The organism is Rhodococcus sp. IEGM 1354, from assembly GCF_030056855.1.
Taxonomy (GTDB): Bacteria; Actinomycetota; Actinomycetes; order Mycobacteriales; family Mycobacteriaceae; genus Rhodococcoides.
The window spans coordinates 40,151-61,990 of record NZ_JASHKT010000017.1; the positions used below are offsets into that span (position 1 = coordinate 40,151).

At 63.8% G+C, this 21,840-nt stretch carries 20 protein-coding genes; 9 read left to right on the forward strand and 11 right to left on the reverse strand.

Annotated features, from left to right (window positions below):
* Positions 1–29: 29 nt before the first annotated feature.
* The 5 genes from yjfF to QM588_RS23980 all read right to left on the reverse strand — a co-directional run bounded on the left by yjfF (position 30) and on the right by QM588_RS23980 (position 5,913).
* The gene (yjfF, locus tag QM588_RS23960; RefSeq protein WP_283317082.1) at positions 30–1,067 is read right to left on the reverse strand and encodes a galactofuranose ABC transporter, permease protein YjfF; all 1,038 of its coding nucleotides are present in this window, start codon (positions 1,065–1,067) and stop codon (positions 30–32) included.
* Positions 1,064–2,128, reverse strand: a complete 1,065-nt coding sequence (locus QM588_RS23965; protein ID WP_283317084.1) for an ABC transporter permease — start codon at positions 2,126–2,128, stop codon at positions 1,064–1,066. The genes yjfF and QM588_RS23965 overlap by 4 nt, the downstream gene beginning before the upstream one ends.
* Positions 2,125–3,774, reverse strand: coding sequence for a sugar ABC transporter ATP-binding protein (locus tag QM588_RS23970; protein ID WP_283317085.1), 1,650 nt, complete (start codon positions 3,772–3,774; stop codon positions 2,125–2,127). The genes QM588_RS23965 and QM588_RS23970 overlap by 4 nt, the downstream gene beginning before the upstream one ends.
* Positions 3,775–3,784: 10 nt before the next feature.
* Positions 3,785–4,786 (reverse strand): ABC transporter substrate-binding protein, encoded by a 1,002-nt coding sequence (locus QM588_RS23975; RefSeq protein WP_283317087.1) that lies wholly within the window; start codon positions 4,784–4,786, stop codon positions 3,785–3,787.
* A 116-nt stretch (positions 4,787–4,902) separates the two neighbouring features.
* Positions 4,903–5,913 carry an aldose epimerase family protein gene (locus tag QM588_RS23980; protein WP_283317089.1) on the reverse strand — a complete coding sequence of 337 codons (1,011 nt, stop codon included), beginning with the start codon at positions 5,911–5,913 and terminating at the stop codon, positions 4,903–4,905.
* A 207-nt stretch (positions 5,914–6,120) separates the two neighbouring features.
* Between QM588_RS23980 and fdhA the strand changes: the two genes are divergently transcribed.
* Both fdhA and QM588_RS23990 read left to right on the forward strand, forming a co-directional pair.
* The gene (gene fdhA, locus QM588_RS23985) at positions 6,121–7,338 is read left to right on the forward strand and encodes a formaldehyde dehydrogenase, glutathione-independent (protein ID WP_027496167.1); all 1,218 of its coding nucleotides are present in this window, start codon (positions 6,121–6,123) and stop codon (positions 7,336–7,338) included.
* A gap of 109 nt (positions 7,339–7,447) precedes the next feature.
* Positions 7,448–7,654 (forward strand): zinc-ribbon domain-containing protein, encoded by a 207-nt coding sequence (locus QM588_RS23990; RefSeq protein ID WP_032368853.1) that lies wholly within the window; start codon positions 7,448–7,450, stop codon positions 7,652–7,654.
* 56 nt (positions 7,655–7,710) lie between these two features.
* Here QM588_RS23990 and QM588_RS23995 read toward each other — a convergent pair whose 3' ends face one another.
* The gene (locus tag QM588_RS23995; RefSeq protein WP_283317091.1) at positions 7,711–8,868 is read right to left on the reverse strand and encodes a beta-ketoacyl synthase N-terminal-like domain-containing protein; all 1,158 of its coding nucleotides are present in this window, start codon (positions 8,866–8,868) and stop codon (positions 7,711–7,713) included.
* A 192-nt stretch (positions 8,869–9,060) separates the two neighbouring features.
* Between QM588_RS23995 and QM588_RS24000 the strand changes: the two genes are divergently transcribed.
* Together QM588_RS24000 and QM588_RS24005 are read left to right on the forward strand one after the other, a co-directional pair.
* Positions 9,061–10,668 carry a diguanylate cyclase domain-containing protein gene (locus QM588_RS24000; RefSeq protein WP_283317092.1) on the forward strand — a complete coding sequence of 536 codons (1,608 nt, stop codon included), beginning with the start codon at positions 9,061–9,063 and terminating at the stop codon, positions 10,666–10,668.
* A gap of 111 nt (positions 10,669–10,779) precedes the next feature.
* Positions 10,780–11,682: an arabinofuranosidase gene (locus QM588_RS24005; RefSeq protein ID WP_283317138.1), complete on the forward strand. Its 903-nt coding sequence runs from the start codon at positions 10,780–10,782 to the stop codon at positions 11,680–11,682.
* Positions 11,683–11,696: 14 nt separating this feature from the next.
* On the opposite strand, the gene QM588_RS24010 is transcribed toward QM588_RS24005, so the two are convergent.
* The 3 genes from QM588_RS24010 to QM588_RS24020 form a co-directional block, all read right to left on the reverse strand.
* Entirely contained in the window at positions 11,697–12,716 is a 1,020-nt protein-coding gene (locus QM588_RS24010) for a phosphotransferase family protein (RefSeq protein WP_283317093.1), read from the reverse strand.
* Positions 12,713–13,921, reverse strand: a complete 1,209-nt coding sequence (locus QM588_RS24015) for an acyl-CoA dehydrogenase family protein (RefSeq protein WP_283317094.1) — start codon at positions 13,919–13,921, stop codon at positions 12,713–12,715. The genes QM588_RS24010 and QM588_RS24015 overlap by 4 nt, the downstream gene beginning before the upstream one ends.
* A gap of 82 nt (positions 13,922–14,003) precedes the next feature.
* A complete protein-coding gene (locus QM588_RS24020) occupies positions 14,004–14,633 on the reverse strand; it encodes a TetR/AcrR family transcriptional regulator (protein ID WP_283317096.1) in 630 nt (209 codons plus the stop codon).
* Between the two features lie 154 nt (positions 14,634–14,787).
* Between QM588_RS24020 and QM588_RS24025 the strand changes: the two genes are divergently transcribed.
* The 4 genes from QM588_RS24025 to QM588_RS24040 all read left to right on the forward strand — a co-directional run bounded on the left by QM588_RS24025 (position 14,788) and on the right by QM588_RS24040 (position 18,980).
* Positions 14,788–16,425 carry a class I adenylate-forming enzyme family protein gene (locus QM588_RS24025; protein ID WP_283317097.1) on the forward strand — a complete coding sequence of 546 codons (1,638 nt, stop codon included), beginning with the start codon at positions 14,788–14,790 and terminating at the stop codon, positions 16,423–16,425.
* The gene (locus QM588_RS24030) at positions 16,422–17,714 is read left to right on the forward strand and encodes an MFS transporter (RefSeq protein ID WP_283317098.1); all 1,293 of its coding nucleotides are present in this window, start codon (positions 16,422–16,424) and stop codon (positions 17,712–17,714) included. The genes QM588_RS24025 and QM588_RS24030 overlap by 4 nt, the downstream gene beginning before the upstream one ends.
* A gap of 70 nt (positions 17,715–17,784) precedes the next feature.
* A complete protein-coding gene (locus tag QM588_RS24035) occupies positions 17,785–18,120 on the forward strand; it encodes a DUF2834 domain-containing protein (RefSeq protein ID WP_283317099.1) in 336 nt (111 codons plus the stop codon).
* A 35-nt stretch (positions 18,121–18,155) separates the two neighbouring features.
* Positions 18,156–18,980 carry a dienelactone hydrolase family protein gene (locus tag QM588_RS24040; RefSeq protein WP_283317101.1) on the forward strand — a complete coding sequence of 275 codons (825 nt, stop codon included), beginning with the start codon at positions 18,156–18,158 and terminating at the stop codon, positions 18,978–18,980.
* Between the two features lie 41 nt (positions 18,981–19,021).
* Here the strand turns inward: QM588_RS24040 and QM588_RS24045 are convergent, their stop codons facing one another.
* Complete coding sequence (locus QM588_RS24045; protein ID WP_283317102.1) at positions 19,022–19,387, reverse strand: DUF1330 domain-containing protein; 366 nt, start codon at positions 19,385–19,387, stop codon at positions 19,022–19,024.
* Between the two features lie 159 nt (positions 19,388–19,546).
* Between QM588_RS24045 and QM588_RS24050 the strand changes: the two genes are divergently transcribed.
* Positions 19,547–20,446, forward strand: coding sequence for a 3-hydroxyacyl-CoA dehydrogenase (locus tag QM588_RS24050; protein WP_283317104.1), 900 nt, complete (start codon positions 19,547–19,549; stop codon positions 20,444–20,446).
* Between the two features lie 59 nt (positions 20,447–20,505).
* On the opposite strand, the gene QM588_RS24055 is transcribed toward QM588_RS24050, so the two are convergent.
* Complete coding sequence (locus tag QM588_RS24055) at positions 20,506–21,762, reverse strand: PucR family transcriptional regulator (RefSeq protein ID WP_283317105.1); 1,257 nt, start codon at positions 21,760–21,762, stop codon at positions 20,506–20,508.
* Positions 21,763–21,840: the final 78 nt, after the last annotated feature.

Here is a 21,840-nt window from a genome sequence, read left to right on the forward strand (position 1 = left end):
CGGCGCCTTACCGTCGATCCCTGTGTTGGTCACCTCTTTCTCGCCGTCAGCAGACGTTGGGCGAGAACGAACACCAGGAGCAGCACTCCGATCGTGATTCGCGTCCACCACGAGCTCAGGGTTCCGTCGAAGGCGATGAAAGTCTGTATGGCACCGAGGATCAGGACCCCCACCAGCGAGCCGAGGACGTACCCGCGCCCACCGGTGAGCAACGTTCCGCCGATCACCACCGCAGCGATGGCGTCGAGCTCCATGCCGACGGCGTTGAGGCTGTAGCCCGAGAGGGCGTAGAAGGAGAACAGTAGGCCGGCGAGCGCCGCGCAGAATCCGCTGATCGTGTAGACGCCGACTTTCACAGCCGCCACCTTGAGCCCCATCAGCAGCGCGGACGCTTCGTTGCCACCGATTCCGTAAACCGAACGTCCGAAACGAGTGCAGGCCAACACGTATGCAGCGATCGCCACCGTGACCAGCGCGATCACCACGCTCCAGGTGATGGTGTAGCCGCCGGGTAGTTCGATGACGGCGAATGCGATGGAGGAGAACGTGTCGTCGGTTATCGGGATCGACTCGACACCGATCATGTAGCACAGGCCCCGGGCGAGGAACATCCCGGCGAGGGTGGCGACGAACGGCTGAATCTGCAGGTAGTGGATGAGGACACCCATGACGGTGCCGAGCACGGCGCCGCACAGCAACACCACGGCCATGACCAGCAGCGGTGGCCAGCCCAATTGCAGTGTGCGCGCGGCGATCATCGTCGACAGTGCGACGACGGACCCGACGGAGAGATCGATTCCGCCGGTGAGGATGACGAAGGTCATTCCTACCGCCAGGACGATGAGGAACGAGTTGTCGATCAACAGTGAGAGGAACACCTGAGGATCGGCGAAGCCGCTGTAGCGAAACTCGCCGAGTCCGAACAGGCCGACGAACAGAGCGAACGTGGCGATGACAGGGAGAAAACGAGTCGGTGGCGAGTATCGCTTCACGCGATCCCAGGTCGAGGGCGCGGGGCCGGGTGCGGCGGCGGTCGTCGTGGGGGGAGCTGTCAAAAGGTCGCTCACGGTCGTACCGCCTTGGAGGAGTCGGTGCGGAACCACGTCCGCAGGGATGCGCGGGCTCGCGGTGACTGCAACAGGCAGACCACGATGATGACGACCGCTTTGAACAGGTAGTTGGCCTCGGACGGGATACCGACGTTGGTGATGGTGCGGGTGAGAGTGCCGATGAGCAAGGCACCCACGACCGTGCCGGCGATCGAGAATCGACCACCCGTCAGGGCGGTGCCGCCGATGACGACCGCGAGGATGGCGTCGAGCTCGATCCACTGGCCCAGACTGTTGGCATTCACCGAGTTGGTGTTCGCAGCGATGATCAGCCCGGCCATTCCCGAGCACACTGCGGCGAACACGTAGACCGTCCAGACGATCGTCCGCGACTGGACACCGGCCAATCTGCTTGCCTCCGGGTTGATTCCGACGGCCTCGACGAGCATTCCCAGTGCAGTCCGCCGAGTCAGCAGTGCGGTCGCCGCGACCACCACGAGCGCGATGATCAGTGCCAGTGGCAATCCGAGGAGCGTTCCCGACGCGAGCGTGCTGAAAGCCGGGTTGTTGACGGTCGTGATGTTTCCGTCGGTGATCAACATGGCGAGGCCGCGGCCCGCGACCATCAGAATCAGCGTCGCGATGATGGGTTGAATGCCGAAGACCGAGACCAGCAGCCCGTTCCACAGACCGAGCAGCAGGCACGCTGCCAGCGCCCACACGACGGCCATGATCATGGTCGTCGTGGCACCCTCGTCCGGTGCCGCGACTATCCGAGTGCACGCAACGGCAGCAGCGATCACCGCGACCGCGCCGACCGAGAGGTCGATGCCGCGGGTGGCCACCACCAGTGTCATGCCCACGGCCACCAGAATGAGCGGGGCGGAGTTGCGTGCGATATCGACGACGTTTCCGAACAGGCCACCGTTCTCGATCCTGATGTCGAGGAAGTCCGGTGTGACAACGACATTGACCACGATCAGGGCAATCAACGCCAACAGCGGCCAGAGGACGGGCTGGGAGAACGCGGCGCGTACGCGTGCCGGCGCGGTGGCCGACGGTTCCAGGGTGCGGGTCATGATGCGACATTCCTGTCGGTGGTCGATGTGGTGGCTGCGACGGGCTCGTCGGTGCGAACCCCGGCTGCGATGGTGGCGAGCACGTCACCGACCGACACACCGTCGTTGATACGTTCGTCGATCTTGCGGTGATCTCGCATGACCACGATGCGGTCACTGAGGCGCAGGATCTCTTCGAGTTCGGCGGAGATGAACACGACGGACATCCCGCGTTCGGCCAGATCGGCCACCAGAGTTTGGATCTGGGCTTTCGCGCCGATGTCGATGCCGCGTGTGGGTTCGTCCAGAATCAGCAGTTCGGGTTCGGTGATGAGCCAGCGGGCCAGGAGCACCTTCTGTTGATTGCCGCCGGACAGGTTGCGCATCAACGCGTTCGGATCGGCGGGCCTGATGTCGAGAGCGGAGATGTACTTCTCCACCAGCTTGGTGCGGGTGGAACGCGGGATGGGCCGAAGCCATCCGCGCTTGGCCTGCAGCGCGAGCAGCATGTTGTCGGCCACCGTCAGATCGGCCACGACACCGTCGGCCTTGCGATCTTCGCTGGTGAGGGCGATGCGTTGATCGGCGGCCTGGCGTGGACTGCGAATGCTGCGCTTGGTCGAATGCACTTCGATCGATCCGGAGTCCGATCGATCGGCTCCACCGAGCAGTCGCGCGAGCTCGGTACGGCCGGACCCGAGCAGACCTGCGATGCCGACGACCTGTCCCGCATGCAGACGCAGATCGGTTGCTTCCAGTGCGCCCTTGCGGCCGATCCCGAGTACTTCCACGACGGGCGTTCGTTCTGCGGGGACGATCACCGGCTCGCGGCTGTCGAGTTCGCGCAAGGTGTCCAGTTCTCGCCCGATCATCAACTCGACCAACTCGAACTGCGGAGTGTCGGCGACCAGGCGCTCGGAGACGAGCTTTCCGTTGCGCAGGATCGTCATTCGGTCGGAGATACGGTAGATCTGGTCGAGGAAGTGTGACACGAAGACGATCGAGGTTCCGTCTTCCCGCAGCCGTTCGATGACGGAGTACAGGGTTTCGACCTCGTCCTTGTCCAGACTCGAGGTCGGCTCGTCCAGTATGAGGACGCGGGCGTCGACATCGACTGCACGGGCGATGGCGACGAGCTGTTGCACGGCGATCGGATGGTCCCCGAGGACCGACGACGGCTCGATGTCGAGCCCCAGCCGGTCGAGAGTCGTTCTGGCACGGCGGTTCATCGCTCGGGTGTCGATGCCGCCGATGGCACCCAACAGTTTTCCGGGTAGGCGTCGGGGCTCGCGGCCCAGGAGCATGTTCTCTGCGACCGTCAGATTCGGAAGGAGGTTGACTTCCTGGTAGACGGTGCTGATCCCTGCAGCCTGGGCCGCGCCCGGGGTGGCGAACTCGTGCACTGTGCCGTCGATCGTGACGGTGCCGCTGTCTATCGAGTAGACCCCGGTCAGTGCCTTGATCAACGTCGACTTGCCGGCGCCGTTCTCACCCATCAGCGAATGCACCTCGCCGGGGAAGAGTCGCAACGACACCCCGTCGAGGGCTCGGACGGCTCCGAAGGTGATGGAGATGTCCTTCATCTCCACCAGCGGAACCGGCACCGCAGAAGAGTCTTGCTGCGCAGTGGAATTCGGATCCGTGGTGACAACGGCGTCGGCATTCATCGGTCGACTCTCAGTACTGACGGTCGGCGAGTACTGCTGCCGCCTGATCGGGCGTGAAGGTGGTCTCCTCGGTGACGACCCTCTTGGGGACGTCCTCGCCCTTGACGACCTTGTCCGTCAGCTCCATCAGCTGCGGTCCGAGAAGGGGGTTGCACTCGACGATGAAGTCGATCTTCTTGTCCGCGAGAGCTTGCATTCCGTCCTTGACGGCGTCGACGGTGATGATCTTGATGTCTTTTCCGGGGACCAGTCCGGCGGCCTCGATGGCTTGGATTGCGCCCAGGCCCATGTCGTCGTTCTGTGCGAAGACCACGTCGATCTGGCCCCGATTGGAGTTGAGGAACGACTCCATCACCTGCTTGCCGCCGTCACGGGTGAAATCGCCGGTCTGTGACGCGGTGATCGCGATGTTGGATTGGCCGCCGATTGCGTCGCGGAATCCTTCGGCCCGGTCGATGGCTGGTGCGGCACCGGTGGTTCCCTGCAATTCGACCACGTTGATCTTGCCGTCGCCGGTGGTGTCCGCGGTGGCGCTGTTCTGCACCAGCCAATCGCCCGCCTTCTTGCCTTCCTCCACGAAGTCGGAGCCGAGGAACGTGGCGTACAGCGAATCGTCGGTGGTGTCGACGGAGCGGTCGGTGAGGATCACCGGGATGTTCGCGCGCTTGGCTTCCTGCAGAACCGGCTCCCATCCTGTCTCGACGACGGGGCTGAACGCGATGACGTCGACCTTCTGCTGGATGTAGGTGCGGATCGCCTTGATCTGGTTCTCTTGCTTCTGCTGCGCGTCGGAGAACTTCAAGTCCACGCCGGCTGCACTGGCTGCGTCCTGGATGGAGGTGGTGTTGGCCGTGCGCCAGCCGCTCTCGGCACCGACCTGGGAAAAGCCCAGAACCGTTGCACCGTCACCGCCGCCGGATGCGTCGCCGCCGCCTCCGCTACTGCACGCGCTCAGGACGATCGCACCACTCAGGATGAGCGCGCTCGCCGCAAAAATTGTCTTCGACGCCATGGTGATCTCCTCAATGTCGCCACTCCGGTGTGACGTGTGCAACACAGTGTGAGCGTTAACATCGGGCTACGTCAAGACTTGAAACGTTTGAATTCCAAAATTTTGTGAGCGCTCACTCAAGCGTGAAGTGCAGAAAATCTCCACTCGATCACGGACCGGTACGTCTGGCCCGGTCGCAGCACCGCAGAGGGAAAGTTCGGGTGATTCGGTGAATCGGGGAACAGCTGGGGTTCGAGCGCAATGCCGTCGCCTTGGCGCAGCATCGCGCCGCGCCGAGACACGTCGCTGCCGTCCAGGAAGTTGCCGGTGTACACCTGCACGCCGGGCTGATCGGTCCACAGTTCCAGAGCCGTCCGGCTGCTCTCGGAGCCGAGAATCGCCGCACGCCGAAGCCCCGTACCGTCGACGACGAAGTTGTGGTCGACACCGCGGGCGGTCCGCAGCTGCGGATGAGTGGCTCGGGCCAGGTCTCCGACCCGTCCGGGCCTGCGCAGATCCAGCGCGGTGCCGTCGACGGAATCGACGGCACCGGTCGGAATTCCCTCGGCATCGACCGGGGTGTACGTCGAGGCGAACACCTGCAGGGTGTGATCGTCGATACCGTGGCCGTAGAGATCGAAATAAGCGTGCGACGTCAGGTTCACCACCGTCGGCGCGGTGGTCGTCGCCGTCGACTCCAACCGCACGCGATCGGTCGTGACGGAGAACTGGGCCCGCGCACGGACTTCGCCCGGGTAGCCCTGATCGCCGTCGGGGCTGATCAACTCGAACTCGACCGAATCCGGTGATCGGCCGATCACCGTCCAGGGTCGTGAGTCGAAGCCGTCGGTTCCGCCGTGCAGGTGGTTGGTGCCGTCGTTGATCGTCAGTTGCACCGCTTGTCCGTCGATCTCGAACCGGCCGTCCTTGATCCGGTTGGCGTACCGGCCGACGGTGGAGCCGAAATAGGCGGTGGACGAACGAAGCTCGCGCTCGCCCGCCACGCCGACGAGAACGTCGCGGCGCTCGCCGTCTCCTCCGGTCACCGACATTCGTTGCATGGTCGCGCCGTAGGGGAGTACCTCCACCTCCACCCCGGGCGAACTTCCGATGGTGATGGTCTCGTTGTGAGCGTCGTCGGTGGGCACCGGTCGACGATAGCTCCGTGGAGTGAGATCGGCCCCCGGATTGCTTCGTGCGGCGGGCGACACACCGTGTATTCGTAGGTGCGCATACTATGGTGTGATGCAGGCCACTTCACTGCGTATCGACTGGCTCGATGAGATGAAAACAGTTGGTGCGCAGGGGAGCTCGGTCTGTCGATCGCAGCCGGACACCGTCGAACAGGAGAAATCGTGGCAGACAACAGAGCAGTGACGTACGCCGGACCAGGCAAAGTCGAGGTTCAGGACATCGCATTTCCGGGCCTGGAATTGACCGATGGCCCCGGCGTGAATCCGGCCAATGTCGGCCGTAAATGCGAACACGGCGTGATCCTGAAGGTCGTCTCGACCAACATCTGCGGCAGCGACCAGCACATGGTCCGTGGACGCACGACGGCACCCGAGGGTCTGGTGTTGGGGCACGAGATCACCGGCGAGATCGTCGAGGTCGGGCGAGACGTCGAATTTCTGAAGGTCGGCGACATCTGCTCCGTTCCGTTCAACATCGCCTGCGGACGGTGCCGAAACTGTAAGGAGCGCAAGACCGGTATCTGCCTCAACGTCAACCCGGATCGACCTGGCTCTGCGTTCGGTTACGTGGACATGGGCGGTTGGGTGGGTGGGCAGGCCGAATACGTCATGGCACCGTATGCGGACTTCAATCTGCTGAAGTTCCCGGACCGGGATCAGGCGATGGAGAAGATCCTGGACCTGACCATGCTCTCCGACATCTTCCCGACCGGATATCACGGCGCGGTCACCGCGGGCGTGAAACCCGGTGCGACGGTGTACATCGCGGGTGCGGGCCCGGTCGGTCTGGCGGCCGCAGTCGGCGCACAATTGCTGGGCGCATCGGTGGTGATCGTCGGCGACATGAACGCCGACAGGCTGGCACAGGCGCGAACATTCGGTTGCGAGACCGTCGACGTGGGCAAGGGCGCGCCGCAGGATCAGATCGAACAGATCCTCGGTGTCCCGGAGGTCGACGCTGCGGTGGACGCGGTGGGATTCGAGGCCCGCGGGCACGGCGGAGACTCGTCCCACGAGGCACCTGCCACGGTGCTCAATTCGCTCATGGACATCACCACGGCGGGCGGTGGCATCGGAATTCCCGGGCTCTACGTCACCGGCGATCCGGGCGGCGTGGACGAGGCCGCACAGCGTGGCGCGCTCTCGCTCAGTCTCGGCACCGGTTGGGCGAAGTCGCTCTCGTTCGCCACCGGGCAGTGCCCGGTGATGAGCTATCACCGAGAACTGATGAATGCCATTCTCAAAGAACGAGTTTCGATTGCAAAGGCGGTGAACGCAACGGTCATCACTCTCGACGACGCACCACGCGGCTACCGTGAATTCGACAGCGGAGTCGCACAGAAATTCGTCATCGACCCGCACGGCATGATCGCGAGCTGACAGCGTTCGGCCCAGCATTCGTTTCGAGCCACCGACGCCTCGAAACGCGAGGGTGGCTCGAACGACTGCTGCGCAGAGTCCGGCACCTGTTCGAGCCACCTATGCTGGGATGATGTTCCTACTCTTCGGATTCGGCAGCAAGCGCAAACACGTCGGCCCTGGCGCAACGCGAAACTGCCCGCGGTGCCACAACACGACCCAGTGGGCGAGAATGAAGCAATACCAGCAATTCACGCTGTTCTTCGTTCCGGTTGCGCGGTGGAAACGCGTCGAATTCGAGGAATGCGGAATCTGCGGGGCCGGGGTGTCGATCTGAACGGGCTCGCGCGCCCGTGACGGTGCGGGCGCGCGAACCATCCGGCCGACCGTCGCTCACGCAGGAGCCAGCACCACCACCGAATTGTGTCCTCCCATTCCCAGGGAGGATTTCATCGTCAGCCCCGGCTCGGCGGCTGTGAATCCGTCGAGCAACAGTGGGTGTCCGTCGGAGACCTGCGGGGCCGCGGGAACCAGTCCGCGATCGAATCCCATGACGGCAGAGATGGTTTCGACGGCCGACGCCGCTCCTTGGCAGTGCCCGGTCAGCGGTTTCACCGAATACACCTGCGCGTGTGAGCCCAGCACCGTCTTCAGCATCTCCGTTTCTGCGGCATCGCACTGAGCGGTGCCTGGCCCGTGCGCATTGAGATAGCGCACCTGCCGTGCCGTGACACCGGCGTCCGTCAGGGCGGCTTCGAAGCAGTCGCGCACCTGGGTAAGGGCCGGGTCGATGGACGTCGCGTGGAACGCGTCGTGAGTCATCGAACCGCCCAGTACCCGGGCGTACGCAGCATCGCTACGGTTGGTGAGTACGAAAGCTGTTGCTGCTTCGCCCATTCCGAACCCGCGGCTTCCTTCCTGGAACGGTCGGCAGCCCTCCTGAGGTTCCACGTCGACCACCCCGACGCCGAGCGCGACGAAATGCTCGATGTTCTCCGGTGTCAGAGACAGATCGGTGGCGACGAAGACGACGTCGTCGACGAAGCCGGTGTCGAGCCACATCTTGGCGGTGAGTAGGCCGGCATTGCCCGACGCGCACATGGCCGAGACGTTCATCGCCGGGCCGTGAAAGCCGTGCTCCTGCATGAGCAGTGATACCGGAGTCGACGGCATCAGCGTCAGGTAGTCACGCACCCGCCGCGAACCGCCGTCCTCCAGGTAGAAGTTGCGCCACTCGTCCACTTCACCCAGGACGACGGCATGCACCAGACCGACGCGCCGACCGGGCCGCCAGCCACGAGCAAGTGCGTCGTCGATGGCCTCGCGTGCTGCGCCGCGCAGTGCGCGCCCGAAGCGGCTGGTGCCGTCGTTCGTCTGCCCGCCGTCGGGCACTTTCGCAAGCCAGACCGGGTTGCGGTCCGGTTGCGACCGGTTGTGGTGCAAGGTGGCGGCAGCCTTACCGCTGGCCAGACCGGTCCACAACGCGGCCGTACCCCAGCCGTAGCCGGACACTGCGCCGATCCCACTGATGTCGATGCCGTGAGATGTCATGATCGATTTCCCGTTCCTTCTCGAGTTGTACGAGCCGTTTTCGGCTGGTTCCTCGATTTAGCCCCGCAAACAAGCACTGGGTCCAGCCGGAAAACGGACATAGGCATCGAACCGCGCAGAAAATTCCGGCTCGGCCCACAGAAGTGGTTGAATCGAGTGTCGACCGACCGCCTACGAACGCGAGGACCGCAGATGGCCCCAGGGGAGCGCGACGTCGTCGGCGACCCCGAAGCCGATCCCGGGTCGCCCGGTCTCGCTGATCGCTATCGGGTTCTGATCGAACACTCGCCGGACGCGATCGTCGTCCACAGGCGAGGCAACCTCGTCTATGTCAACCCTGCAGGGCTCCGGTATCTGCGCGCCGACCGTCTCGGTGCGGTGGTGGGCCGTCCGATCACGGACTTCATCGCGGCCGAGTCGATCGGGCCGATGCTCGAGCGTATCGCCGCCCTGGACGTGCACGGAACCGCCAGTTCGGCCTCCGAGGCGGAGGTGCTCGCCCTCGACGGATCGACTCTGACCATGGAGGCGGTCTCGGTCCGCACGGTGTGGAACGGAGAACCCGCATTTCAGGTCATCCTGCGCGACCTGACCGAACACAAGGCCGCACAGAAGGCGCTGCAGTATCAAGCTGCGCTGGTCGATCATGTCAGCGACGCCATCGTGGGGGTGTCCTCCGACGGCGTCGTGTCCAGTTGGAATCCGGCCGCGGAGTCGGTCTACGGACGGCGCGCAGCAGATGTGCTCGGCCTCTCCGTATCGAACGCGGTGGGGGTGCCCTGCGACCCGGTGGCCATCCTCGCGGCCGGCGGCCGGCTGTGGGACTCGCATCTGCGCGCGGACGGGACGGCGCTGGCGATGGTGGTCTCCGCGGCTCAGATGCCCGACGGGTACGTGTTGGTCTGCGCCGACCAGAGTGCCGTCCGCCGGGCCGAGGAGCATTACACCGCCGTGGTGGAATCACTGGAGGCAGGCGTCGTCGTACTCGACCACGCCGGGCGCATCACGTCGGCGAACCTCGCAGCGAAGACGATCCTCGACATCCAGGTGGGATCGGCGACGGCGGGACAGTCCGCTGTGCTGCCCTTCCGGGTGTACGGCACCGATCAGCAACCCATTCGGCGACTCGAACACCCCGTGGCCGTCACCGGCAGGACCGGGAAGCCCAGCCAGTCGGTGATCGGAGTCGAACGCCGACGGGACGGTCGACATTTCTGGCTGTCTCTGACTGCGACCATGCTCAATTTCGGCGGCCCGTCACCCTCGATCGTGGCAACGTTCGTCGATGTCACCGATGCCTATCGGACGAGCATGAAGCTCGAACATGCGGCGACACACGACGACCTCACCGGGCTTCCCAATCGCCCACTGATTCTGGCGCGGCTCGACCAGGAGCTGTCCCGGTCGAGTCGGGAGGATGCCATGGCGGTGTTGTTCATCGACCTCGACAACTTCAAGACCATCAACGACCTGCACGGACACACGGTCGGTGATGCCGTGCTCGGGATCGTGGCCGCGCGCTTGACGCGGGCTCTGCCCGACGACGCATTCGTCGGACGCATCGGCGGTGACGAATTCGTGGCTGTGGTGCCGTGCAGTGTGGGGTCGGAGGCGGACGACGTCCGGGCGGAACTCGCAACCCCGATCGCGACCGCAGACCGAGAACTGACGGTGACCGCCAGTATCGGCTGCGTGACCGTCGGCAGTGGTGATCCTCGCACTGCCTTGGACATTCTCGACGATGCCGACCACGAGATGTATCAGTCCAAGCCGGTATCGCAGTACTCGGCGCAGTCGTAGATTCGGTAACGAACAGGCACGACTGTTCACTGTTGTTGCTCGTGGGACTCGTGCGTCGTACATACTTCAGCGGTGATCAGGACCCTGCGCAAGCGCGCACTCGTCGTTCCCATGACGCTCGTCGCCGCCGTCGGAATGCTGTTCGGCGCAGCAGGGACGGCGGCAGCTGCGCCTGCGGTGACGTACACCATGGTGGCCTTCAGCAACGACAGCGATCGCAACATGGACGTGTACCAGTCCAGCAACGGAACGGACTTCACCACGGTGAAGACCGCCGCATACACCCCGCCCTCCGGTGTGGTTCGTGACTCGAGCATCTTCCGAGCCGCCGACGGTATGTACTACGTGACGTACACGACGGGCGGCGGTGCGGAAATCGGCTTCGCGCGCAGCGCGAATCGTGTCGATTGGGAATTTCTGCAGAACCTTCCGATCCCGTTCTGCTGCCTGCTGCTGCCCGGTACCGGGGCGGGTACCGGCTCGGCGGGGTCCTCGGAACTCCCGTCGCTGTCGCCGTTCACGACCAAGGCGTGGGCACCGGAGTGGTTCGTCGAGGGCGACCGCGTCAGCATCATCGTGTCGTTGTCTGCCGGCGGAGGGTTCGTGCCGTATCTCATCACGGCGACCGATCCCGGCCTGACGACGTGGAGCTCGCCGGTTCCGTTGGTGGGAATCGTCAACGACCACATCGACACCACGGTGGTGAAGGACGGGTCGACCTACCACGCATTCACCAAAGGTGAGAGCAACAAGGTCATCGAACACTGGATCGCACCCGCTCTGGGCGGTCCCTACGTTCGGGACCTCACCTTCCGCGATTTCGGTCCCTTCAAGGAAGGGCCCGCCGTCGTCGAGTTGCCCGACGGCACCTGGCGGTTGTACTACGACGACTACACGAACCAGAAGTACTTCTACTCCGACAGCGCCGACCTGAGCGGCTGGTCCGCACCTCAGGAGCTTCCGGCCCTGTCCGGAATCGTTCGCCACATCGGTATCATGAGAGAAGCTGCGTAGCAACAGTATTGCGGTCAGGCCTCCGACAGTGCTCGGAGGCCGGCCGCGATGAATTCTCCAGTTGCTTCGGCGGCCTTGCGTGCTCCGGCACCGGTATCGGAGCCCGACAGTGCCCGATGGGTGATGCCCTCACCGATCACACCGAGCTTGAAGTTGGCCAACGCCACATAGAAGCCCCAGTTGTCCACCTCGCGGCCCGATCGAACAGCGTACTGCTGCACCAGATCCGCCGCCGAGGGGTAGCGGTCGCTCGTCCAGGCTGCGTCGGCACCGAGAACCGCATCGAACACGGGTTGCCGGTACACGCACATCAGCGCGACATCGGTCAACGGATCGCCGAGTGTGGACATCTCCCAGTCCACCACGGCCGCAACAGAACTGACGTCCTCGGAATCGAGGATCGTATTGTCGACTCGGAAATCGCCGTGCACGATGGACGCCGTCGATGTGGTGGGCACCGCAGCTTCGAGGGCGCGGTGAAGTCGGTCGACGTCGGGTAGCTCCCGTGTCTTCACCGTTTGCCACTGACGCGCCCACGTGGCGACCTGGCGAGCAACGAAACCGTCCGGGCGACCGAACTTTTCGAGACCCACGGCCGCAGGATCGACGGCATGCAGCTCGGCGAGCACCCGCACCAATTCGGCGGCGTTGTCTGCGACCTGCTCGTCGGTCAGATCGCGCAGATCCTCGCGTGTTCGCACGACGCGCCCGGGAACGAAACGGACCACCGTCATCGGAGCACCGAGTACGGCACCGTCTCGGTCGAAGGCCACGGTCTCGGCCACCGGCACCGCGGTGGACGCGAGCGCGTCGGTCACTGCCCACTCCCTGGCCATGTCGTGCGCCGACGGGGTCAGGCCACTGGTCGGGGGCCGACGAACCACCCACGTCGAGGTGTCGTCGTACACCTTGTACGTCAGGTTGGAGCGACCGCCGCTGATCATCTCGACCGTCAGCTCACCGTCGACATCGATGCCCTCGGCACGCAGGAATCGTTCCAGAGCAACGCGATTCATGCCCGGTAGGTCGCTCATGACTGCTCCTGTGCGGCGCGCTTCGCGGCCCCGACCGCTCGTTTGGCGATGGCCCAGCGATGCACTTCGGACGGGCCGTCGTAGACCCGGAACGGACGTACTTCGCGCGAAAGCCGTGCCAGTGGCAGGTCGTCCGATACCCCGAGCCCACCGCACATCTGAATGCTGCGATCCACGATACGAAATATTGCCTCGGCGGCGAACGTCTTGGCGATGGAGGTTTCGTTGCTCGCGTGGCCGCCGCGATCCAGCTCGAAGCAGGCCTTGACCAACAGGGCACGGGATGCGGCGATGTCGATCTCGTTGTCGGCGACCATCTTCTGGATCATGCCGAGATCGCCGAGCTTGCCGCCGAACCCTTCGCGCTGAGCCACCTGGGCGACAGCGATGTCGTGCGCCCGTCTCGAGGCTCCGAGCCACCGCATCACGTGGGTCATGCGGGCGGGCCCCAATCGCACCTGGGCGTAGGCGAAGCCCTCGTCGACGGCTCCGAGAACGTTCTCGTCGGGCACGAAGACGTTCTCGAAGAACACCTCGCAGTGCCCGCCGATCATGGCTTTGTCCAGAGTGCCGATATGACGGCCGACCGTGATGCCCGGTGTGTCGGCCGGGGCCAGGAACATCGTGGCTCCGCCTCGGTCACCCGGCTTTCCGGATGTACGGGCCATGATGATGAAGAATCCAGCGCCGTCGGCTCCGGTGATGAACCACTTGTGCCCGTTGATCTTCCATCCACCGTCGGTTCGTTCGGCCGCGGTGGTGAGGGCCGAGGGATCGGAGCCGGCACCCGGTGCCGGCTCGGTCATCGCGAATGCCGATCGTTGGTCGCCGCGGGCAAGAGGGGCAAGGAACTGATCCTTCTGTGCCGGTGATGCGATGTGCGCCAGCATGTGGACGTTGCCCTCGTCGGGCGCGCCGAGATTGAGTGCGATGGGGCCGAACAGGGAGTAGCCCGCTTCCTCGAACACCGGTGCGCGGTCGCTCATCGACAGACCGTGCCCGCCGTATTCGACGGGTGCATGCGGTGCGAACACGCCCGCATCCTTGGCTGCGGACTGCATCTCGACCCGAAGGACGTCGCCGCCTGCATCGGCGATATTGCCCAGAAATCGATCCTCGATCGGAAGTACGTACTCCCGGGTGAACGTACGCGTTCGGTCGATCAGCTTCTCGACGTCTGCGTCGAAGGTGAGGTCGATGGCCATTCTGCACTCCCTGGTCGATACCGACCGAACACTCGCTCGGTTGATTGAAGACTGACATATACGCCGGTTCCGGTCAAGGAACTCACGTCCCGTGCGCAGTGCCCCGGCCGGTAGCAGCACCGACCGTTCGGCGTGCGATATCGAGGTACACCTCGACCAGTTCGGCCGGCGTCAGCGGACCGTCGGGTCGATACCAGGTGGCCACTCCGATACACATCGTGGTGACGGCCCGGCCGGCATCTGCCGGGTGCGGGGTGTCGAAGACCCCGGACTCGACTCCTTCTGTGACGATCGCGTCGAGCAACCGCTGCTCTTCGTCGCGCTTGGCGATGTAGGCGGCGCGGTTTGCCGGCTCGAGACTGCGAATCTCGGTGGAGCACACGAACGCGGCATCGCGGCGATGGATGTGGAACAGCAGCAAGGACTCCACGACCGCGTCGAATCGTTCCTTCGGCGACGAACCCGCCCCGCCCATGGCCGACCGAGTTCGGTCCAGCAGTTCGTCCATCGACGCATTCATGATGCCGACCAGGAGGGCCTGCTTCGACGGAAAGTGGTGGTACAGGCCAGGAACCGACAAGCCGGCACCCGCGGCGATCTGCCGCACCGACGTGCCGTGGTAACCCTGCTCGACGAAGATCTGCAGGGCCGACGCCAGCGCTGGGGACAGTGCCGCGCCGTCGTACGTTCGCCAGTCGTCGATGGAGGTCATGCGATCACCGTAGAGGGCAGCGCGAGCAGGGCTGGGGGTTACGCACCGGGTTGACACCAAAGTTGTGATCCGCAACACTATCGAGAAAGCAGACCGAACGAGTGTTCGGTCGGTCCACGTGGGCCGAAAGTCTGCTCGAGCGGAAGGGCCGTTCATGACCCTCGACAGCGCGACCGGGCCTGCAACTGTTCTCGACGCCTGGCGTAACCGGGTCGCCGACACCCCGGACCGGCCGGCGCTGGCGTACTTCGACGCGGTGCTCACGGTGCGCGAGGTGGACGAGGCGTCCGATGCACTTGCCGCCGCACTGTTCGATCGAGGAGTGTCACAGGGCGATCGCGTCGGCATCTATCTGCAGAACATTCCGCAGTACGCCTTGACGTTCCTCGCGCTGTGGAAGATCGGGGCGGTCGCGTTGATCCTCAACCCGATGTACCGCAACCGTGAACTTCGCACCTTGATCGACGATGCAGAACCTGTCGCGCTCGTCTGCGACGAACACGATCTCGATTCTGTGGGGGCGACGTTGCGCGGCAGTTCGATTCGACTGCTCGTGAGCACCAGCGGACTGGACCTGCAGACACGCGACGACCCACGAGTCTTTGCGTCGACGTCACGCGTGACACCACGGCCCGACGACGATCTGATGGGTCTGATCGACCGCTACCGCGGTCGATCTTTCCCCGGGTTCGATCCCAAGCCGGACGATCTCGCGCTACTGGCCTACACGTCAGGAACCACGGGTCCGCCGAAAGGCGCGCAGATCTCGCACGCGAACGCCTTCGCGACTGCCCTCGATTTCGGGGAACGGGCCGGTCTCGACGACGGCGACGTCGTGTTTGCCGTCGCACCGCTGTTTCACATCACCGGCGCGATGCTCGACGCGGCGGTGGCCCTGATCCGCGACTGCATGCTCGTGTTCGCGCATCGTTTCGACGCGGCAGTCACTCTCGACGCTTTCGTCGAGCATCGTGTCACCTACACCATCGGTTCGATCACGGTGTTCAACGCGATCTCCGCAACCGAGGGTGCGACGAGGGCCCACTTCGAGTCGGTGAAGGCGTTGTATTCCGGAGGCGCACCGATTCCGCCCGCCACCGTTGCCGCGTTCGAGTCCCAATTCGGTTGCTACATCCACAACGCATACGGGATGACCGAAACTACGGCGGGAGTCATTGCCGTGCCACCCGGCGTGCGCGCGCCGGTGGACGCGGCCAGCGGTTCACTGTCCGTCGGGTTGCCTCTTCCGCGCGTGACGTTACGAACGCTCGATCCTTCGGGCCGGCCGACACCCCCGGGACTTGCAGGGGAACTGGAGATCTCGGGTCCGCAGGTGGTTTCGGGCTACTGGCGCAATCCCGACGCGTCCGAGTCGACGATGCCAGAGGGACGTCTGCGCACGGGAGATGTGGCAATCATCGACGAACACGGCTGGGTGTATCTCGTCGACCGGCTCAAGGACCAGATCAACGTGTCGGGATACAAAGTGTGGCCCCGAGAGGTCGAAGATGCACTCTACGAACATTCAGCGGTGTTCGAGGCCGCTGTGGTGGGCAGGCCGGATGACTATCAAGGGGAATCGGTGGTGGCGTACGTGTCACTCCGGCGTGACACCACCACGACGCCGGATGAACTGATGGCCTTCGCGCGTGAACGACTGGCCGCGTACAAGCGTCCGAAATTTATCCACATCATCGACGAACTTCCCAAGACGCAGACCGGGAAGATTCGACGTGCAGCACTCAAACCTGTTCCTGTGAACGACTATTCGATCGAAAGTGGCACTCCATGACTGTCGGATCATCGCGCGACACCCGCTCGGCACCGGACATCTCCTCGCGGAAGAAATCGTTGTTCGCCAGCACGATCGGCAACGTACTCGAATGGTACGAGTGGAGTGCCTATGCAGTGTTCGCGCCGTTCATCGCGGCGGCCATGTTCAGCCAGGCCGATCCTGTCTCGGCATTGCTGTCCACGCTGGCGGTGTTCGCCGTCGGATTCCTGATGCGGCCTCTCGGCGGCATCGTGTTCGGACGGATCGCGGACAAGAAGGGCCGTAAGTTCGTCCTCGTCACCACGATGCTCATGATGGCAACCGGCAGCTTGCTGATCGGCATCATGCCCACCTACGGTGCGATCGGGGCCTGGGCCTCGGTACTGCTGCTGCTCGCACGCGTCATGCAGGGTTTCGCGCACGGCGGCGAGTCGGCGACGGCGTACTCCTACGTCGGTGAGATCGCACCACCGAACCGACGTGGCATGTGGGGCAGCGTCGCGTTCGTCGCCATCTTCGGTGGATCGGCTCTGGCGTACACCGTGGGTGGCGTCATCACCTCCACACTGTCGGACTCCGCTGTCGGGCAATGGGGTTGGCGCATTCCCTTCCTCCTCGGGGCACTCCTCGCGCTGTTCGCTCTCTATCTGCGCAAGAACATGGACGAGAGCGAGGTGTTCGACTCGGAGCAGAACAAGGTCGAACAAGAACCGATCGCGCGTAAGACCGTCGTGAAAGCGATCGTGTTGATGATCGGAATGACGTCGGGAATCACGGCGGCGCACTACACCTGGACGTCCTACGTCTCGACGTTCGCCATCACGCAGCGCGGGATGAACCCGGACACCGCCTACTGGATGCTCGTCATCGCGCAGTTGATAGCGCTGGTGTCGCTACCGTTCTTCGGTCGTCTTTCGGATTCGATCGGCCGACGGCCGATGCTGGCGGCATTCGCAGTGTTGATGTTCGTGCTGCAGATCCCGCTGACGATGCTGATCTCGACGCAGTGGTGGACACTGCTACTCCCGTCGACGGTGGCGTTGCTCGTGATTGCCGTCCCGGCCTCGATTCTGTCGTCGACACTGTCGGAGAGCTTTCCCACCCGACTCCGAACGCAGGCAATCGGATTCGCCTACTCGTTCTCGGTTGCGGTGTTCGGCGGAACGGCACCGTATCTCAACCAGCTGTTCCTCGGGTTGGACCTGGGTTGGGTGTTCGGCGTGTACATCATGTTCCTCGCTGCCCTGACCGGAGTCGCTTGCTTCTACATGAAGGAGACCAAAGGCATCCGGCTCGAGGACGTCTGACTCGGACCGGCCGACTCGGTCGAATCGAGCGACACGCCGGTGGTGTTGCGCGGTGCTCTACGTTGAGGTCATGAGAACCGCAGACGCCACTCGTCGACGCCTCCTGCTGCTGCTGACCGTCATCGGCTTCGTCGTCCCCAACACCTTCGTCGTCACGTACTTCAAGGAGCACGGCGTCAGTCGAGACAGTGCAGGTGCCTTCTTCGCCGAGTGGGTCGCGTCGACGCCGAATCGTGCATTGACGGCCGATCTCGGTATCACCAGCGTTGCATTCGGGCTCTGGTCACGTTGGGATTCGAAGGACAACGGCGTCAAGCATTGGTGGCTGGTGCCCGTCGGTACCGGTTCGGTGGGAATCTGTTTCGCCGCACCGCTCTACCTCCTGCTGCGCGAGTACTCGCGGTAGAACGACTTCGACTCTCCCGAGAAGGACGTACTTCCATGACCGATGACACGTTGGCCGACTTCGAACGAACCGAGTTCACCGCAGACGGGCGCACAGCCCCCGTATATCGAATCGGCACCGGGCCGGCGGTCATCGTGATGTCCGAAATGCCGGGCATCACGCCGAAAGTCGCTGACTTCGCCAGGACGGTTGCGGGCATCGGATGCACCGCGGTTGTTCCCCACCTGTTCGGCGTCGATGGCAAAGATCCTCTGGCCGCGCCTCTTGGAGTGCTCGGAACCGTTGCCACCCTCTCGCGTGCCATGGTGCCTGCGTGCATCAGTCGCGAATTCACCATCCTGGCCACCGGCAAGTCGTCGCGCATCGTGGTGTGGTTGCGAGCCCTGGCAGCGCAGGAGCACGAGCGGTGCGGCGGCCCGGGCGTCGGTGCGATCGGAATGTGCTTCACCGGCGGATTCGCTCTCGCCATGGCGGCGGACGATCGGTTGATCGCACCGGTGCTCTCGCAACCGTCACTACCGTTCGCGGCATCGAAGTCGCGCAGTCGTTCCATCGACATCAGTGCCGGCGACCTTTCGAAGGTGAAAAGTCGTTGTGCTGCGGGAGATCTCACTGTTCTCGGTATGCGGTTTCAGGGCGACAAGATGTGTCCCCCTGCACGGTTCGAGTTTCTGAGGGAACAACTCGGCGACGCATTCGTGTCGGTGGAACTGCCCGACTCCTCGTTCAACCCGGAAGCCTTCGGACCGCCGCACTCCGTCGTGACGGAAGGACTCATCGACGAGCCTGGTCAGCCGACGCGGCAGGCTCTGGACCAGGTACTCGATCTGTTCCGCAGTAAGTTGCTCGCAACGCCGTGAGGCCCGGCGGCGCGAACACGATGCGAAGCCCAAGGTCGAATTCACGACCACGGAATCGTGGCCTGCAGAACCGCCTCCTTCAACGCGGCGGTCCGTAACGCCGTCACCGTCTGATATTCGGGATCGGCCACCATCTCGCTGAACGCCTTACGTGACGGGTAGTGGACCAGGAGTACTGCATCCCAGGCCTGCCCGTCCTCGGCGGCAAGTGCGGTCGAACCGTCGCCCGCGTACAGCACCGTCGCGCCGTAGCGCGAGAGGAAAGTCTCGTCCAGTGCTTTCGCATATTCTGCGTAGGAGTCGCGACCACCCTCGGCGAACCGAAGCAGGTTGAGCATCACCACCGGACCGCCGGGATCTTCTTCGAGGTAGCGCTTCAGGTCTCTTCCGCGGGGATCGACAGCCATCGTTCGAGTATGCGTGAGCCGTCGATGCTGTGGAGTGCACAGCGCTGTTGTCGGTCGAGTCGATCCGCTGTTGGACCCCACGAGACGGTGGCTCCGCGCTCAGCGGTAGAACTGGGGGAGCGGGAAACCAGTGACTCGATAAAGGGAAGTGTGTCGTCTATGTCCGATGTTGAGAACGTGACCGTATTCGGAACCGGAGTGCTCGGTTCACAGATCATGATGCAGGCTGCCTACCACGGAAAAACCGTTGTGGGATACGACATTTCCGACGAACTTCTGGCCAAGCTGCCGGACCGCTGGGAATGGATGCGCGGATACTACAAGCGTGACCTGAAGACTTTCGACGAGGCGCGCTTCGACAAGGCCATCGAATCCATCACGACCACCACCAGCGTCGCGGAGGCTGTTTCGGACGCCGACCTGGTGGTCGAAGCAGTTCCGGAGGATCTCGACCTGAAGAAGAAGGTCTGGTCGGATATCGGCGCGTCCGCCCCGCCGAAAACTGTCTTCGTGACCAACTCGTCGTCGCTACTGCCCAGCAGTTTCGCCGAGGCCACCGGGCGGCCGGAAAAGTTTCTCGCATTGCACTTCGCCAATCTCGTGTGGCGGTACAACACCGGTGAGGTGATGGCAACTGCTGCAACAGATCCTGTCTACTTCGATGTCGTCCTGAGCTTTGCTTCGGAGATCGGTCTCGTTCCCGTTCCGGTCCGAAAGGAAATTCCTGGATACGTGCTGAACAGTCTTCTGATCCCGCTGCTGCAAGCGGGAGCCAACCTCTACGTCGGCGGGGTTGCCAATCCGGCGGACATCGACAACGTGTGGCGCATAGCCACCGGGGCACCCGCCGGTCCGTTCCAGATATACGACACTGTCGGCTTCAACGTCGCAGCACATATCGCGCGCGCACACGGTGGCGAGGATCAGGTCAAATTTGCCGACATACTGCAAAAGGGTATCGACGCGGGAAAGACCGGTCTCGGGGACGGTGAAGGCTTTTACACGTACGACTCCGAAGGCCGGCGACTCGATGCTGTCGAGTCGTGGAACATCAACTGAATCGCTAGATCCCGCCTGTCGGTGATCCTGGGATCGACGACCTGGGCTCGAGTAATCAGTCATGGGCGCGTGTGCGCATGACCACCGGCGACGCCGAATTCAGCCGAGCCGGGTAAACCGAGTTGGCGTAGTTGTATCGCGGTGTCCAGCGCCAACCGATGCCACGCCGAACGCGGATCCCGGCCGGTCAGTTCCTGAGCCCGGCGCAGTCGATAGCGCAGGGTCTGCGGATGCACATGCAATTGCGCCGCTGCAGCGGTGGCCGTACCGGTCGCGATGAATGCCGACAGGCCCTCCAGAATGTGCGCATTGGCCGACTCGATCAAGGGCCCGAGGACCGCCGTCACCACTGCACTTGTGTCTGCGTTCGGTCGTGCGGTCAGCAATGCCAACAACTGCGCATCGCCCGCATCCAGAACAGCATCGAGCTCGAAGGCGTGAGGCGGTGCGGTATCCAGTGCCTCACCTGCCAGCCGCCACGAACTGCTGATCGCGCCGATGGCCGACTTCTGGATCAGACATCCGCGCAGCATCAGTGCCCGGCATGCCGCGTCTACCTCGAAACGTTCGATTCGGTTGGGCAACAGCAGTATTGCATTCTGATCGCGCCGGGTGCACAGGTGCCCTCGACGGGGAGAACGATCGCCGCTGTCGGGTGGAACGAGTCCCAGCGCGACGATCAGTGCTTCGACGGTGTCGTCCGACAGCGTTCGATGCGACTCCGTCGGCCGTGCCACCAGAAGGTTCGGGTGAGTGGGAAGCTCGAGATCGAGTTCGCGCGTGCGATCGGCGAGCACTCCGGACGAACTGTGGCGTCCGGCCACCAAGTCGTCGAGCAGAGCGGCGTGCGCCTGTGCGCGATTGGATGTGAGCTGTTCTCGCACAACCACATAGGCACCGATGATCTCCTCCGAGATGGCGTCGATCGCGTCGAGCACACCGAGGCTGAGATCGGCGATATCCGGTGGGTCGAGCTCGCCGAGGTAAGAGACCGTGACGTGCCGAACGAAGACGCTCGATGCAACCCGGTACGCGCGCAGCACATCGGTCAGAGGACGACCGTCCGATGCACGCGCCGCGCCGATCGCCCGAAACCTGCCGTGGTCCGCGTCGTCGATTCCGTGATCGCCGTCGGCCCACAGCGTCATCAGACGCCGCAATGACCAATAGGCAATTGCTTCGACATCGGCCAACTGCGGGCCGTGCAGGGCGCGGTAGACCGGAATCGCCTCGCGGATGGCGTCGACTGCCGTGGCCACCACGGTGCCGAGCTCGGATTCGATCTTCGCTACTACTGCACCGCGGGCCGACAGCATCGCAGCTCTTCCCCCTGTTTGTCAGTGACTGATGAATCCTATCGTCAATCGACGCAGATTCCTTGAGTTCGGGTGCCG